Source organism: Sneathiella chungangensis (genome assembly GCF_009882935.1).
Taxonomy (GTDB): Bacteria; Pseudomonadota; Alphaproteobacteria; order Sneathiellales; family Sneathiellaceae; genus Sneathiella; species Sneathiella chungangensis.
On record NZ_WTVA01000013.1, the window covers coordinates 1 to 16093 of the forward strand.

Sequence of the window (16093 nt, forward strand, 5' to 3'; positions counted from 1 at the left end):
CAAGGAATACAATGAATGGGTTCAGAGTAATTCGCCGCCCGATCACCAGCGGTGTTACAATTTGAGCTTCCAAGAAGTTTACGGAAATTCGCTTCTATTCACGCATCGGTCCATAACCACTTCAACTCGGAACGCCATCACAACTTAAGACCCATATTTAGAGTTCAACGCAGCATTCTTCCTGCTGAATGGCACCGAATTAGTGCGGCAAAATAGAGCCACCGTTGTGCCATTTTCGCAATACGGAGACGAGGCTGCATTCGTCTGACAGCATCCAGCGAGTTAATGTGACAAGGCCGCTTGACGGCACCTTAATACCGCTTGTGGTACGCACCTCAAAATTTTCTTGACATGAGGTACGCACCTCAACTAGCGTGAATATGACAAAAAAGTGAATCAGGGACCAACACTGCTAACTCGCTTTATGTCTAACTCGGGAGGAAAATAATGAAGACTTTGAAACTAGCAGCTGCGGGTGCTCTGGCATTGTCTGCGGCTACAATTGCGTCTCCGGCCCAGGCGGAAGACCTGACATTATGCTGGGCGGCTTGGGACCCGGCGAATGCGCTTGTAGAACTCAGTAAGGAATTTGAAGCGCAAAGCGGCCATAAAATGAGCTTCGAATTTGTGCCCTGGCCGAATTTCGCCGACCGTATTCTGAACGAATTGAACTCAGGCGGAAAATTATGTGATTTGCTGATCGGTGACAGCCAGTGGATTGGAGGCGGCGCCGAAAACGGGCATTATGTGAAGTTGAACGACTTCTTTGATAAAGAAGGCATCAGCATGAGTGATTTTGCCGATGCAACGGTTTACGCCTATTCGACTTGGCCCAAAGGTACGCCGAACTATTATGCCCTTCCTGCGATGGGGGATGCGAACGGATGGTTCTATCGCAAGGATTGGTTTGCTCGTGATGATATCCGGGCGGCATTCAAGGAGAAAACAGGCCGCGAATTGGGTGAACCCAAGACGCAGAAAGAACTGCTGGAAATTGCGCAATTCTTCCAGGGTCGTGAGATTGATGGCCAGACCGTTTATGGTGCGGCTATCTTCACAGAGCGTGGTTCCGAAGGGATTACCATGGGTGTGACCGGGGCATTGTATCCCTGGGGCTTCAAGTATGAAAATACGCCAGGTAAATATGATATGGAAGGCGCAGTGAATTCGCCGGAAGCGGTTGAGGCCCTTGAATTCTATAAGGAGCTTTATAAAACTGCGACACCTCCTGGATATACCAATGCGTATATGGGTGAGAGTTTGGATGCGTTCAAATCCGGCCAAGTTGCTATGGCGATGAATTGGTTTGCCTTCTTCCCAGGTCTGTACGCCGACCCCAATACCGGTGGTGAAAAGATCGATTTCTTTGTCAATCCTCCTCAGAACGTTGAAGGATCGACATTGGGCGGACAAGGCATTTCGGTTGTTTCATATTCCGATAAAAAAGATGCCGCCCTTGAGTATATCAAATGGTTTGCCCAACCGGATGTGCAGGCAAAATGGTGGGGTCTTGGCGGCTATTCGGCGCATAATTCAGTGCTGAATGACCCGAAATTCCCGGAAAGTGCTCCTTTCGCCGGCGATTTCCTGCTGGCAATGCAGAATGTTAAGGATTTCTGGCAGGAACCCGCTTATGCGGAACTGCTGCTGGCAATGCAAAAACGTTTGCATGACTACATCGTGGCCGATCAGGGAACTGCACAAGAGGCACTTGATCTGTTGGTCAAAGACTGGACAGAGATTTTCCAGGACGAAGGCAAGCTTTAACGTGTATCGGGCCGGAGGAGCTCCGGCCCGAAATTCCTTCGTCGCAAAGCAATCGCCGTTCAGGACGTCTTTGCCTGAATCAAGTAATCGTCAGGAATAAGTGATATGTCTGAGAAGACCGTAGATCGTGTTGCCAGAGCAACGCCGGTACGTATTGCGCGCAAAATAAGGGGATTCTCCGATCGTACGATTGCCTGGATATTTGTGGGGCCGACGATTTTCTTATTGCTTGCGATCAATATTTTCCCATTGATTTGGACTGTTAATCTGAGCTTCACCGACTTTAAGGCAAATCGGATTAACAGAGCGGTAGAATATGTCGGGACCCGGAATTACGAGCGGATATTGAATGACCCGGATGTCTGGCTATCCATGCAGGCAACAGCACATTTTCTGTTCTGGACAATCTTCTTTCAGGTTCTGATCGGATTTACGCTCGCTTGGCTTATCAACAAGAAATTCAGGGGAAACGACCTTTGGACGACGATCATCGTTTTACCAATGATGTTATCTCCGGCTGTTGTCGGTAATTTCTGGACCTTCCTCTATCAGCCGCAGATTGGTTTGTTTAATTATGTTGTTGCATTTCTGACGGGCAAGGATCCCTCAAGCTTTGAGATGCTGGGTTCCGTTGATCTTGCTCCATGGTCGATTGTCATCGTCGATACCTGGATGTGGACACCTTTTGTGATGCTCATCTGTCTCGCCGGGATGCGATCCATCCCCGATTATATCTATGAGGCAGCGGAAATTGACCGGGCATCCAAGCTGCGGCAGTTTTTCACCATCACCATCCCGATGGTGCTTCCCTTCCTGATGCTGGCGGTCCTGTTCCGCGGGATCGAGAATTTCAAGATGTTTGATCTGGTCGTGCAGCTGACTGGCGGCGGACCGGGCTCGACCACGGAACTGGCGTCTATTCACTTGAAGCGCGAGGCGTTTGAGAAATGGCGGACCGGCTATTCCAGCGCGATTGCCATTATTCTTTTTGTCACGGTGTTTGGATTGGCCTCCATTTACGTCAAGGCGCTTAATAAGGTGAAAGAACGATGAGCTATTCTGTAACCGAATCCAGCAGTCGGCAGAAATGGATTGCCGGTACATTGGTTATCCTTTACGCAGTGATCACGCTTGTGCCGCTTGGCTGGATCATGATTACCGGCTTCAAGACGCCACCCGACAGCATCAGCTATCCCCCCAAGGTGTTTTTTGAACCGTCGGTGGAAGGGTATGTGAATCTCTTCACAACCCGCACCCGGGTATCCAAGGAAACCCTGGAAAGCCTGCCGCCGCCAACCAATTTTGCCGAGGAGATCGTGCGCAATCGCGAAATGGTCATTGCGGGCCCCTCGAAGTTTGGCCAGCGCTTCATGAATTCGGTTATCATTGGCTTTGGCTCGACTTTTCTGAGTGTCTTCCTTGGAACGTTGGCTGCCTATGCCTTCTCAAGATTCAAGATCCCGCTTGCCGATGATCTTCTCTTCTTTATTCTTTCAACGCGAATGATGCCGCCCATTGCGGTCGCGATTCCCATTTTCCTGATGTATCGTAACCTTGGTTTGTCAGATACGCATCTGGGGATGATCCTGTTGTATACGGCAGTGAATATCTCGCTGGCAGTCTGGCTCCTGAAGGGCTTTATCGACGAGATTCCACGGGAGTATGAGGATGCCGCTCTGATTGACGGCTACACCCGTTTTCAGGCCTTCTACAAGGTTGTTTTGCCGCAAGCCGCCACCGGCATCGCGTCGACAGCCATATTCTGTCTGATTTTTTCCTGGAACGAATATGCCTTTGCAGTTCTGCTGACTTCCGGCACTGCGCAGACGGCACCTCCCTTCATACCGACGATTATCGGCGTGGGCGGGCTCGATTGGCCGGCAGTTGCCGCCGGCGCAACGCTTTTCCTCATTCCAGTGATGATTTTCACAATTATGCTGCGCAAGCATCTGCTGCGGGGCATCACCTTTGGGGCAGTGCGCAAATGAGTAATTTCATCAAAGGGATATTGGGCTTCCGTCGTGGGCCGTGGGAATTGGTTGCTACCATCCTAATCGCCGTTGGGGTGGTGATGCTGATGCAGCCGTTTGTGCTTTGGGCCTTCACTTATTCTTTCATAACAACTTTGGTTGGCACAGTGATGTTCATCATCGTCAGCCATTTTCGGGAATAGACATGGCCCAGATCATTATCAAAAATTTACGCAAGGACTTTGGTGATTTCACCGCTGTGAAGGAATCATCCTTCACTATTGAAGATGGGGAGTTCTTCATGCTCCTGGGTCCGTCCGGCTGTGGAAAGACGACGACCTTGCGGATGATTGCCGGATTGGAATTGCCGACATCAGGTGAAATTTATCTGGATGGCGAAGAGATTAGCCAGAGACCGCCATCGCAGCGTGATATCGCTTTTGTGTTCCAGATGTTTGCGCTTTATCCGCATATGAATGTCCGCAAGAACATTCAGTATCCGTTGGTTTCCCAGGGAATGCAGCGGGCCGACATCAAGGCAAAGGTAGCAGAGGTATCCAACATATTGGGGATTACCGATATCCTTGACCGACCAACAGGGGGGTTGTCCGGAGGAGACCGTCAACGGGTCGCGCTGGCGCGCGCGATCGTACGTGACCCAAAGGCCTTCATGATGGATGAGCCACTAGGGGCGCTGGATGCGGAGTTTCGTGAACATATGTCCGAAGAGCTGAGGGTACTCCATGATCGCATGAAAGCGACAACGGTATATGTGACCCATGACCAATTAGAAGCCATGCAGATGGGGGACAAGATTGTGGTCATGAATAACGCGGTGGTTGAGCAATTCGGCGAACCACAAGAGATCTACGATAAGCCAGTCACCATGTTCGTTGCGGACTTTATAGGTTCGCCGTCAATGAATTTTCTGCGGTTTGAAGGAGGCGTGCAAAAGGGCGATAATTCCGTCACCCTGAGCGGTGTAAACTTGGCGGTTCCCAAACAGCTTCAGGATATACAGGGGGATCTCGTGTTCGGCGTTCGACCGGAACATATCAGCTTCACCGATGACGGAACGTATCGAGGGCTTGTTTTGGCGGTTGAATATCTGGGAACCACACAGATCGTGACACTGGATACCCCCAATGGGGATTTGAAGGCGCGCCTAAACTCAAGCCAGGTAATTAATGTCGGAGATAGGGTTGGACTGAATTTCAATCCAGCGACGATCACATTGTTTCATGAGCAAAGCGGCCGGGCGATCGTTTCTGAATTGAACAGCGGGGTGCTGGCCAATGGCTGAGGTTTTGCTCAAGAATGTATCCAAGTCGTTTGGTGCAGACATCGCATTGGATGATGTTACCATGACGATCCCTGACGGAGCATTTGTCGTGCTTCTCGGGCCGACAGGCGCGGGGAAGACGACGACTTTGCGCCTTATTAGCGGTCTTGAAAAACTTGATCAGGGAGAGATTTCTATCGGCGGGCGAGTTGTGAATGAGGAAACTCCGGCACAGCGCGATGTTGCCATGGTTTTTCAGCAATATTCTCTCTATCCGCATCTTTCCGTTCGCGATAATTTAGCCTTTCCGTTGCGCTCTCCCATGTTGAAAACACCAGAGGCGGAAATTGAACGCAAGATTGCGGAAGTCGCTTCCGTCCTGCAAATATCCGACAAACTAGACAACAAGGCAACGAAGCTGTCGGGCGGAGAAATGCAGCGGGTTTCCATTGGCCGGGCATTGGTCCGCAATCCCTCAATTTATCTGATGGATGAGCCGCTGAGCTCTCTTGATGCAAAACTCAGGACTGAGTTGCGGGTGGAGTTGAAACGGATTCAGGCGACATTAGGCGCAACTTTACTCTATGTCACTCATGACCAGATTGAGGCCATGACTATGGCGACACATGTCGGTGTGCTCAATCACGGAAGACTTGTCCAATTCGGGTCTCCCCGGGAAATATACGAGAACCCGAACAGTGTTTATGTGGCGAGCCGTCTCGGCTTGCCGCGGATCAATATTCTTCCTGCTGAACTGTTTGGATTAACTGGCAACGGTGCGGCGCAAATTGGTATGCGGCCAGAGCAGATACGGCAGGGCTCCGGTCAGCCGGCAGAGGTTATACGGGTAGAGCATCTGGGAGATCAGACGCGGTTACATTTAAAATTGCAAGGATATGATATCACCACGTTGGTCGACCCGCATGTGACCTATGATGTTGGCTCGAACATTTCAATCGAACCAAATGATCCTCTTTTCTTTGACGATAGCGGCAACCGGATATTCTAGGGGTGTAACATGAGCCAATTTGTAAATTCAAAAGCAACCCTGGTAACAGATGCTCTCGACGGGCTTTTGCAAAGTGCGGGAGGGCGGTTGATCCGTTTGGATGGGTATCCGCACATCAAGGTTGTTATTCGCGCTGATTGGGACAAGTCGAAGGTGGCGTTGATTTCTGGCGGTGGGTCCGGGCACGAACCTGCTCATGCGGGATTTGTGGGACGTGGCATGTTGACGGCCGCTATTTGTGGTGAGGTCTTCGCATCCCCTTCTGTGGACGCAGTTCTTGCTGGAATTCTGGCAGTTACCGGAGAAGCGGGCTGTCTGCTTATCGTTAAAAACTATACAGGAGACCGTCTGAATTTTGGACTGGCAGCGGAGCGTGCGAAGGCATTTGGTCTAAAAGTTGAAATGGTTGTCGTCGATGATGATGTCGCGCTTCCGGACTTGCCGCAGCCGCGCGGTGTCGCCGGAACGCTCCTGGTTCATAAAATCGCCGGTGCGGCAGCTGAAAGTGGTGCGGATCTGGATCAAGTTGCGAGTACGGCCAGAGAGGTCATCGATGCCGTATCAACCATTGGTATGTCGCTTGACACCTGTACCATTCCCGGCTCCCAGAAAGAAGCCCGCATTGGCGTAGGCAAGGCTGAGCTTGGGCTCGGCATTCATGGTGAAGCCGGAGCTGAACAGGTTGTCTTTGAGTCGGCGCATAGAGCCATGGCGGAAGTTCTCGGCAAGCTTTCTGAAAAAGTCGGCAATGGCCCGCATGTAGCGATGCTGAATAACCTCGGCAGTACTACTCCTCTGGAGATGGCGGTATTGGCGCAGGAACTTGCGACATCACCCCTTGCTGAGCATATCAAGTATATAATCGGTCCCGCGCCGATGATGACATCGCTGGATATGCATGGGTTTTCGGTATCCATCATGCCTCTTTCAGAAAAATGGCAGACTGCCCTGGATACCAAGGTAGAATTGAATGCCTGGCCGGGTATGGCTTCAATCGTGCCGGTTCAGACGCTCCCGCTTCCGGATGGCTTGTCGCCCATCAAGCCAATTGCTTCCGTGAACGCGAAAACAAAAGCGATTATAGAGGCATGCTGCGATTTACTGATTGATGCAGAAGACGACTTGAACGCGCTGGACGCAAAATCCGGTGATGGCGATACAGGCAGTACCTTGGCAACCGCTGCGCGTGCATTGAAAGAAAGTCTTGTTCGGATGCCATTAGCGGATTTGACGCAGCTTTTCCGTGCTGTCGGCAATGAACTTAGCCAGACGATGGGGGGTTCGTCGGGAGTCATTCTGGCTATTTTCTTCAGCGCGGCCGGGGACGCCTTCGCCAGCGGAAAATCGATAGCCGCGGCCCTTTCTGCGGGCCTTTCCCGGATAAGCGAGGTTGGGGGGGCGCAAAAGGGTGACAGAACAATGATAGATGCGCTGGACCCTGCCTTGAACATGCTTTCTGAGGGTATGGCCGCCGCCGCCGCCGCCGCAAGGGCGGGTGCCGATGCGACCGCGAAGATCGGACGTGCTAAAGCGGGCCGGGCGTCTTATGTCCCGGCGGAAAATCTGATCGGCCATAATGATCCGGGAGCAGAGGCGGTTGCTTTGTTATTCGAGGGGCTCGCAAAAGCCATGGAAGAGGCGTGAAGCAGCATTAATGATAAAGCAGGACCGTGACATCATTCTAAAACCAACCGTAAATGACATCGCCAGAGTTGCCGGGGTCAGCCTTGCGACTGTGGACAGGGTGTTAAATGGCCGCCCCGGCGTACGCGGTGTTACCATCGAGAGGGTTAACAAAGCGATCCAGCAACTCGGGTACGTTCGCGATACGGCGGCCGCAAATTTGGCGCGTGGAAGAGTATATCGATTTCATTTTTTGCTTCCGGAGAGTAACAACGAATTTATTTCCCTCCTTGAAGAGCAGATTTCCCACTTGTCTGAAGTTATGGCGCTCGACCGTACCAGGCTCAGTTTCGAAAAAGTACCTGCTTTCGATCCGCAGGCCATGGCTCGCATTATATCGGAGATTGATCCCGAGGATGTGAACGGTATTGCCATATTCAGTCCGGAAACGCCCTCGGTGCGGGATGCTGTCGACCAGATCAAGAAACGCGGCGTTTCCGTTGTTGCGCTGGTATCGGATTTACCAAGCTCCAAGCGCGATCATTTTGTTGGCATTGATAATGTGGCGGCAGGGCGAACCGCCGGTCAGCTAATGGGTCATTTCCTATCCAAGGAAAAAGGAAAAATATTGGTTGTCACGGGATCTATGTTAGCACGGGACCATCTTGAACGGCGGTTGGGATTCGATCAGGTAATGACTGAAAGTTTCCCCGGGATAACCGTTTTGCCGTCGCTGGAGGGTCGAGATGACCCGGATCTTCTGGAAAGGCTTTTACCGGACGCTTTCGCCACTGAGCCAGATATCACCGGCATCTACTCGTCGGCCGCCGGAAACTTGGGGTTGATAAAGTTTTTGCGTAAAGGCGGCTTGGATCAAAAAATGGTCGTTGTGGGTCATGAATTGACACCCCTGTCACGGGACGCGCTGGAGCAGGGAACTTTTGACGCGATTATTTCCCAAGATACGGGTCATCTTATTAGAAGCACTGTGAGGATTCTCAGGGCGAAAACGGATAATCTGCCGATCAATATTTCTCAGGAGCGAATCCGCATAGACGTTTACTTAAAAGAAAACATGCCGCTACTAGGCGGATAATAATCATGGGAGGGAATGATGAAGACAATAAAGGGTCCCGCGCTATTTCTTGCGCAGTTTGCCGGGGATGACGCGCCTTTTAACTCGTGGGACAGTATTACCAAATGGGCGGCGGATTGCGGTTATATAGGTGTTCAGGTCCCTAGTTGGGATAGCCGGCTATTCGATCTTGATAAAGCGGCGAACTCCAAAGACTACTGTGATGAATTCAAGGGACAGGCCGCAGCCAACGGTGTTGAGGTAACCGAACTTTCAACCCATCTTCAAGGGCAGCTCGTGGCTGTTCATCCCGCCTATGACACGGCTTTTGATGGCTTTGCGGCGCCGGAGGTTCACGGGAATCCGAAAGCGCGTCAGGAATGGGCCGTGGATCAGGTGAAACTGGCGCTTAGCGCGTCTAAAAATCTTGGACTGACGGATCACGTAACTTTTTCAGGAGCACTTGCCTGGCCCTATATGTACCCTTGGCCACAGCGGCCAGCCGGGCTTGTCGAAACGGCATTTGACGAGTTGGCCAAGCGCTGGCGGCCGCTTCTTGATCATGCGGAGGATTGCGGTGTCAATGTTTGCTACGAAGTTCATCCGGGCGAGGACTTGCATGACGGCGTGACGTTCGAGATGTTTCTGGAGCGCGTGGATAACCATGCACGCTGCAACATGCTTTTCGATCCGTCCCACTATGTGCTGCAGTGCCTGGATTATCTCGATCATATCGACATCTACAAGGACCGGATCAAGATGTTCCATGTAAAAGATGCCGAGTTCAACCCGACGGGACGGCAGGGCGTCTACGGTGGATATCAGTCCTGGGTGGATCGCGCGGGACGCTTCCGGAGCCTCGGTGACGGGCAGGTGGATTTCGTCGGAATTTTCTCGAAGATGGCGGCCAATAATTTCGATGGCTGGGCGGTTGTCGAATGGGAATGCTGTCTCAAGCATCCCGAAGACGGTGCGCGGGAAGGCGCGCAATTCGTGAAAGACCATATCATTCGTGTCACGGAGCGAGCCTTTGACGATTTTGCTGATGGCGGCACCGATGAGGCAGCCAACAGAAAAATGCTGGGGATTTCGTGATGGTGATCGACGGGCGCAGTGAAAGCCATGACAATCGGATCAGGCTCGGCATGGTGGGCGGCGGCAATGATGCTTTTATCGGCGGTGTGCATCGCATTGCGTCCCGCCTGGATGATAAATTTACATTGGTTGCCGGCGCCCTGTCCTCGACCGCGGAGAAATCGCAGGCATCTGGTGCCGCATTGGGGCTGGCACCAGATCGGATCTATGACGATTTCAAGAAAATGGCAATCCGCGAAGCACGCTTGAAAAACGGGATCGAGGCGGTTGCGATCGTGACGCCAAACCATGTGCATTATGCCGCGGCGCGGGAATTTCTAAAACGTGGGATACATGTTATCTGCGACAAGCCTCTCACCTCTACCTTGCCCGATGCGAAGAAGCTGGTAAAAGCAGTGGAATCGTCAAATGCACTGTTTATTCTGACGCATAACTACACCGGTTATCCCATGATCCGGCAGGCCCGCGATATGATTTTGGGTGGCGAGCTCGGTAAAATTCGCGTCGTTCAAGTAGAATACCCACAAGACTGGCTAACAACGCATCAGGACATAAAGCAGGCCGAATGGCGCACCGATCCGGAGCGATCCGGGGCTGGCGGCTCGACGGGCGATATCGGTACTCATGCCTTCAATCTGGCTAGTTTTGTAACCGGGCTGGAGCTCGAAAGCCTTGCGGCGGACCTACAGGCTTTCGTCGAGGGGCGGCGGGTCGATGACAACGCCCATGTCATGCTGAGGTTCAGGGGCGGCGCGCGCGGGATGCTCTGGTGCAGCCAGGTCGCGCCCGGGAATGAGAATGCGCTTCGCCTGCGAGTCTATGGCGAAAAAGGCGGGCTGGAATGGGCGCAGGAGGACCCGAATTACCTTTGGCATTCTCCCTTCGAGCAACCAAAGCGCCTGATCACTCGGCAAGGAGCCGGTGCGGGAGAGGCAGCCGCGCGGGTCAGCCGCATTCCACCCGGACATCCGGAAGGATACCTCGAAGGGTTTGCGACAATCTATAGCGAGGCGGCTGCGGCGATCATGGCGGCGCGGCGCGGTGAACCTTGCCCGGAAGAAGTGATCTATCCAACCGTTTACGACGGCTTGAAAGGCGTGCAATTCGTCGATGCCTGCGTGCGGTCTTCGGCACGCAATGCGGCATGGGTGAAACTCTCGTGAGGGACAAATATGTATCTCGGCCTTGATCTTGGTACATCCGGGTTGCGGGGTTTGCTTGTCTCCGCGGAGGGGATGGTTGTGGGTGATGCCGCGGCCGAGTACTCCGTGCAATATCCCAAAGATGGCTGGTCGGAGCAGGATCCACAGAGCTGGATAGACGCCTGCAGAGACGTTATGTCTCGACTTCGTCATAAATATTCAAAGGAATATAAATCAATCAAGGGAATTGGCATCTCCGGGCATATGCATGGGGCGACCTGCCTTGATAAAGCCGGCAATGTCATTCGGCCATGTATTCTCTGGAACGATACCCGGGCAGCGAAGGAGGCCGCCGAGCTCGACAGCATGCCTGATTTTCGTGGCCTGTCAGGCAACATAGTCTTTCCTGGCTTTACGGCGCCAAAACTAATGTGGATGGCCCGGCATGAACCCAATAATTTTGCGCGTGTTTCCATAGTCTTATTGCCCAAAGATTACCTGGTTTACTGGTTGACCGGACAATTGGTCACTGACATGTCAGATGCGGCGGGAACCAGCTGGCTAGAGGTCGGCGAGCGGCGTTGGTCTGACGTCCTGACCAAGGAATCAGGGATGCGTCGCGATCAATTGCCGGACCTTGTCGAAGGGACTGATGTTGTCGGCACTTTAAGGTCTGTCGTCGCATCGGAATTCTCGCTTAACAACGACGTTGCTGTTGTCGCCGGTGCGGCGGATAACGCGGCGTCGGCGTGCGGCATCGGTGCATTTGCAGAGGGGCAGGGATTTGTTTCTCTTGGTACTTCCGGTGTTCTGCTCGCTGCAAAAGACAGCTACGCACCAGAACCTGCAAGTGCAGTGCATACCTTTTGTCATGCGGTGCCGTCGAAATGGTATCAGATGGGGGTCATCCTTTCTGCAACGGATAGCCTGAACTGGCTTAGCAATACCCTTGGTCGACAGACGACAGAACTTGTCGAACAACTGCCGGATAGGGCCTTCGGTCCCGCATCCACGCTGTTTTTGCCCTATCTATCTGGTGAACGTACCCCGCATAACGACGCAGCGGTAAGGGGTGCGTTCATTGGTCTTTCAAAAGCCGTCGACAGCGAGATTTTGTGCCAATCCGTGATAGAAGGCGTCACCTTCGCTCTTCGTGATTGCCTCGAAGCCCTGAAAAGCACCGGGACCAGATTACCCAGTCTCATTGCAATCGGGGGCGGTAGCCGGTCAAGTTTTTGGCTGGACACGCTTGCCAATACACTTGGCATTCCTGTCCATCTTCCGGCGAAAGGGGATTTTGGCGCAGCTCTCGGTGCGGCGAGGTTGGCAATTGCCGGCGTGTCCAGGGCGCCTCTTTCTGAAGTGATGATGCCACCGACAATCCAAAAAACTTATGAACCAGATCCGCGGTTAGCGCCGCTTTATGATGAAACCTATCAAAAATATACCAAAAGCTATCAGGCTTTAAAGGAGCTGATGTGACGACCGGATTTTTCCCAATTCAAAGAATCTCATATGAGGGGGAGGGCAGCTGCAACCCTCTGGCGTTTCGGCATTACAATCCAGACGAAATTATCTTGGGCAAGCGAATGGAAGAGCATTTGCGCTTTTCTTGCGCTTATTGGCATTCGTTCGCTTGGCCGGGGGGCGATCCGTTCGGGGGACAAACCTTTGATCGCCCCTGGTTCCCGGACCGGATGAGCGACGAAATGGCGGCGGCGAAGCTAAAAGCCGATGTTGCTTTCGAGATGTTCACAGCACTTGGCGTGCCGTATTTCTGCTTTCACGATGCGGATATTCGACCTGAAGGAAGCAATTTCTCCGAGAACACCCGCAACCTCGAAGAAATGATTGATGTCATTGAAGAAAAAATGTCTGAAACCGGCGTCAAACTGCTTTGGGGAACGGCGAATTTATTCTCTCATCGACGATATATGGCTGGGGCCTCAACCAACCCCGATCCGGATGTATTTGCCTTCTCCGCTGCGACCATCAAAAGCTGTATGGATGCGACACATCGTTTGAAGGGTGAAAATTACGTATTGTGGGGCGGTCGTGAGGGCTATGAAACGCTTCTCAATACTGACCTGGCGCGTGAAGACCAGCAAATGGGCCGAATGCTAAATTTAGTAGTCGATTATAAACATAAGATTGGATTTAAGGGTACTATCCTGGTGGAACCAAAACCGCAGGAACCGACAAAACATCAATATGATTTCGATGTGGCGACAGTTTACGGTTTCTTGAAACGTCACGGCCTTGAGAAGGAGGTCAAAGTCAATATCGAGCAGGGCCATGCGATCCTTGCGGGGCATACATTCGAGCATGAATTGGCGATGGCGACAGCACTTGGCATTCTCGGCTCTGTGGATATGAACCGAAATGATTATCAATCAGGTTGGGATACGGACCAGTTCCCTAATAATACACCCGAAGTTGCCCTGGCTTATTATTATATATTGAAAGCGGGTGGCTTCACGACCGGAGGCACGAACTTCGATGCCAAACTGCGCCGTCAATCTCTGGACCCGGTTGATTTGCTGGCGGGCCATATAGGCGGGATGGATATCTGCGCCCGCGGATTGAAAGCTGCTGCCGCGCTTATTGAAGATGGCGGATTGCAAAAGGCGATTGATGAACGCTATCAGGGATGGTCTTCCAAAACGGGACAGGAATTGCTTTCCGATGACATCGATCTGGCGCGAATTGCGGATAAAGTCATCGCGGAAAATATCAACCCAGAACCGGTATCAGGCCGTCAGGAGTTTCTGGAGAATTACCTCAATCGGTTTGTCTGAAAATCCGGCATTCCAAATGGGATATTGCTGATATCTGAGTTGTCGTCATCGCTTTTTATGCAGTATGAAATGCATAATCTCTGGAGCGGAAAGGAGTGGCAATTTCTATCTCCCGCGACTACGAAGGGAGCTGGCGATGCGGAAATTTTTAACTATGCAAGCCAGCAGTCCATAACCGCGTCAACCATGAGCGTTACCTAACCCGCCGAGAAGCATTCAAGCTTCAGAGTGATGCCGCACTGACCGCGTGGCAGCAACTTAGCGCGGTATAATAGTGGGACGTTTGAGCCATTTTACGCCATACAGAGACGTGGTCGCATTCGTCTGACAGCCCGCCGAATAACACTTTTTTCCCGCGTAAAATGAATGAGTACTAGCGCCTAATCGCCTCGGAATACTCCCAAACCGTAAAATTCAGTATTTTCAACCTAATTATAATCAGTAGGCCGAAAATTTCTTTTTTTGTAAAAAAAAATTCTGCTATGAAATTATGACGTGGAAATAAGCGTCATCAGATTTGTTGTAAAAAGTCTCATGATATTCTCGTATTTCAAATATCGTCCCCTGTTCTGTTTAGTCCTGTTCACATTGCTCGTAAGCCTAGGCAGTTGCATAGAAACAACCCAGGTAGACGTGACGGGAAAAGTACCTGCCAAATCGGTCGCTCAGACCAACAGTATGCCTGATCCGGATAAGATTTTTCTTTATGTCTATAAGTCCGGAGGATTGATGGGGTCCATGCGAACCTGGGGAATTTCTCTAAATGGCCAGGAGATTGGAGAGATTACCAGTGATGATTTTTATAAGCTGGAGCTCTGGCCAGGGACTCATCAAATTGATGCCTATATTAAAGCAGAAAAAGTTCTTGGCATTCTTATGGACGGCAAGCCTGTAGCGAGCCGAAGCCTTGATCTGGATACAAGTGGTCAGACATATGCTCTTGGCTTCGATACTGACGGCTCGTCTACATTTGTAAATCTTGCTAGTGTACCAAATCTGCTCGAGAACAGACGCCTCGCCGGCTTTGTCCCGGCTGGCGCCCGTATTAACTGGTACAAAGTTTATGGGGGCAACTGGGAAGGGCCGGTCTTTATGGGAAAAGCGAACGGAGAAGGCCGTATCACGTGGAAAAACGGAGCCTTTTATACCGGACTTGTCAATCGGGGAAGCTTAACCCCCCAGGGGATACTGACCTATCCAAATGGTGACTTCTATCAGGGGAGATATAACGGTTTCAAACCGTATGGTGTTGGAACGCTAACCGCAAAGAACGGCGATGTATTGTATGCAGGATATTTTAACAAAAAGGGCCAGAAAATTGGCCGAGGGATTGCAACAAAAGATGGCGTACTACAGTTAGTTCGCTATCTTGAAAACAAAAAGGTAGATAACGATCCGGCGTCTCTGGCCATATCCGAGGCCAGGAATGAAGAAGAGAAAATATTGGACAGCATTCAAACCAAAACGAAATCCGTGGAAGCAGAAATTGCCTCCCTTGAAAACGCAATTGGAAAAAAACGGCGAGAGTTTGAGAGGGCAGAACAGACTTATCCAGAACGCTGCCACTGCGCGTTCAACCTTTGTTTGACCAGTACCCCCCGAGGGGAAACAAGTGCGCAGCGGGCGGCACGCCGTGCCGCGATAAAAAAGAGGAATGAAGCTTGTCATGCCTGGCGTGCAGCCGGGGGAACCAGAGAAGAGCGCGAAGCGAAACTTGAGCAGGATCTTGAAAAAATCAAAGCTGACCTGAAACGCCAGTATGAAAAATTGGAAGCCGCAAAACGTGAGGACAGCATACTTCGCGCGCAAAAACAGGCAGAGCTTGAAAAATCTCGTGCCGAACGTATTGCGCTACACAAACAAAAGATTGAAGCGGAGCAGCTGGCCTACATAAAGTCGCAACGGGAATGGTGTGAAGCAAACAAGACGTCCTGCGGTTGCCTGGCCTTTGTTAAGAAGAAATCCGGTGAAATTCCAACTTGCAGTAAGTAAGGCTTTGGGAAGGATGTTATCTGGGGGTACTGTCAGAAGCAAATGGCTTGATGGTCTTTTTTTCGCTGACCAGCCGCCGAGCATGACAAGTTAGAGCCGCTTTCGCTTTTTCAAAACTCTCCTGAGATCATTCGCCTTGCGGTGATGATGTATGTTCGATTTCCGCTTTCACTTCGAAATGTTGAAGACCTTCTTCATGAACGCGGCATACGAAAGGTATTTTGGAGGCATACGGACATCAATTCGCATCAATCTTTCAGTACCCTTTCAGGACGTATCCGTGGTCGACAAAGTGGCCTGTTCGGCGAACATCTGATTGTATATTGCGAAAATGATCAGC

General features: G+C 51.5%; 13 protein-coding genes and 1 pseudogene. All 14 read left to right on the forward strand.

Features of this window, described 5'->3' with window-relative positions; translation table 11 throughout:
* Positions 1-447: 447 nt before the first annotated feature.
* Entirely contained in the window at positions 448-1767 is a 1320-nt protein-coding gene (locus GQF03_RS11645; protein ID WP_161339464.1) for an ABC transporter substrate-binding protein, read from the forward strand.
* Between the two features lie 105 nt (positions 1768-1872).
* Positions 1873-2820 carry a carbohydrate ABC transporter permease gene (locus tag GQF03_RS11650; RefSeq protein WP_161339465.1) on the forward strand — a complete coding sequence of 316 codons (948 nt, stop codon included), beginning with the start codon at positions 1873-1875 and terminating at the stop codon, positions 2818-2820.
* The gene (locus GQF03_RS11655; protein ID WP_161339466.1) at positions 2817-3755 is read left to right on the forward strand and encodes a carbohydrate ABC transporter permease; all 939 of its coding nucleotides are present in this window, start codon (positions 2817-2819) and stop codon (positions 3753-3755) included. The genes GQF03_RS11650 and GQF03_RS11655 overlap by 4 nt, the downstream gene beginning before the upstream one ends.
* Positions 3752-3940, forward strand: coding sequence for a hypothetical protein (locus GQF03_RS11660; RefSeq protein WP_161339467.1), 189 nt, complete (start codon positions 3752-3754; stop codon positions 3938-3940). The genes GQF03_RS11655 and GQF03_RS11660 overlap by 4 nt, the downstream gene beginning before the upstream one ends.
* Positions 3941-3942: 2 nt before the next feature.
* Positions 3943-5040 (forward strand): ABC transporter ATP-binding protein, encoded by a 1098-nt coding sequence (locus tag GQF03_RS11665; RefSeq protein WP_161339468.1) that lies wholly within the window; start codon positions 3943-3945, stop codon positions 5038-5040.
* Positions 5033-6028 (forward strand): ABC transporter ATP-binding protein, encoded by a 996-nt coding sequence (locus tag GQF03_RS11670; protein ID WP_161339469.1) that lies wholly within the window; start codon positions 5033-5035, stop codon positions 6026-6028. Before GQF03_RS11665 ends, GQF03_RS11670 begins: the two co-directional genes overlap by 8 nt.
* Positions 6029-6037: 9 nt before the next feature.
* On the forward strand, positions 6038-7672 hold the full coding sequence (locus tag GQF03_RS11675; protein WP_161339470.1) for a dihydroxyacetone kinase subunit DhaK: 1635 nt from the start codon (positions 6038-6040) through the stop codon (positions 7670-7672).
* 10 nt (positions 7673-7682) lie between these two features.
* Entirely contained in the window at positions 7683-8747 is a 1065-nt protein-coding gene (locus GQF03_RS11680; RefSeq protein WP_161339471.1) for a LacI family DNA-binding transcriptional regulator, read from the forward strand.
* Between the two features lie 18 nt (positions 8748-8765).
* Complete coding sequence (locus tag GQF03_RS11685) at positions 8766-9821, forward strand: sugar phosphate isomerase/epimerase family protein (RefSeq protein ID WP_161339472.1); 1056 nt, start codon at positions 8766-8768, stop codon at positions 9819-9821.
* On the forward strand, positions 9821-10984 hold the full coding sequence (locus tag GQF03_RS11690) for a Gfo/Idh/MocA family protein (RefSeq protein ID WP_161339473.1): 1164 nt from the start codon (positions 9821-9823) through the stop codon (positions 10982-10984). The genes GQF03_RS11685 and GQF03_RS11690 overlap by 1 nt, the downstream gene beginning before the upstream one ends.
* A gap of 9 nt (positions 10985-10993) precedes the next feature.
* The gene (gene xylB / locus GQF03_RS11695) at positions 10994-12445 is read left to right on the forward strand and encodes a xylulokinase (RefSeq protein ID WP_161339474.1); all 1452 of its coding nucleotides are present in this window, start codon (positions 10994-10996) and stop codon (positions 12443-12445) included.
* A complete protein-coding gene (gene xylA, locus GQF03_RS11700) occupies positions 12442-13761 on the forward strand; it encodes a xylose isomerase (RefSeq protein ID WP_161339475.1) in 1320 nt (439 codons plus the stop codon). Before xylB ends, xylA begins: the two co-directional genes overlap by 4 nt.
* A gap of 678 nt (positions 13762-14439) precedes the next feature.
* On the forward strand, positions 14440-15753 hold the full coding sequence (locus GQF03_RS11705) for a hypothetical protein (protein WP_161339476.1): 1314 nt from the start codon (positions 14440-14442) through the stop codon (positions 15751-15753).
* A 144-nt stretch (positions 15754-15897) separates the two neighbouring features.
* Positions 15898-15975 (forward strand): annotated as a pseudogene (locus GQF03_RS11710) (IS6 family transposase); the annotation flags it as partial.
* Between the last annotated feature and the right edge of the window lie 118 nt (positions 15976-16093).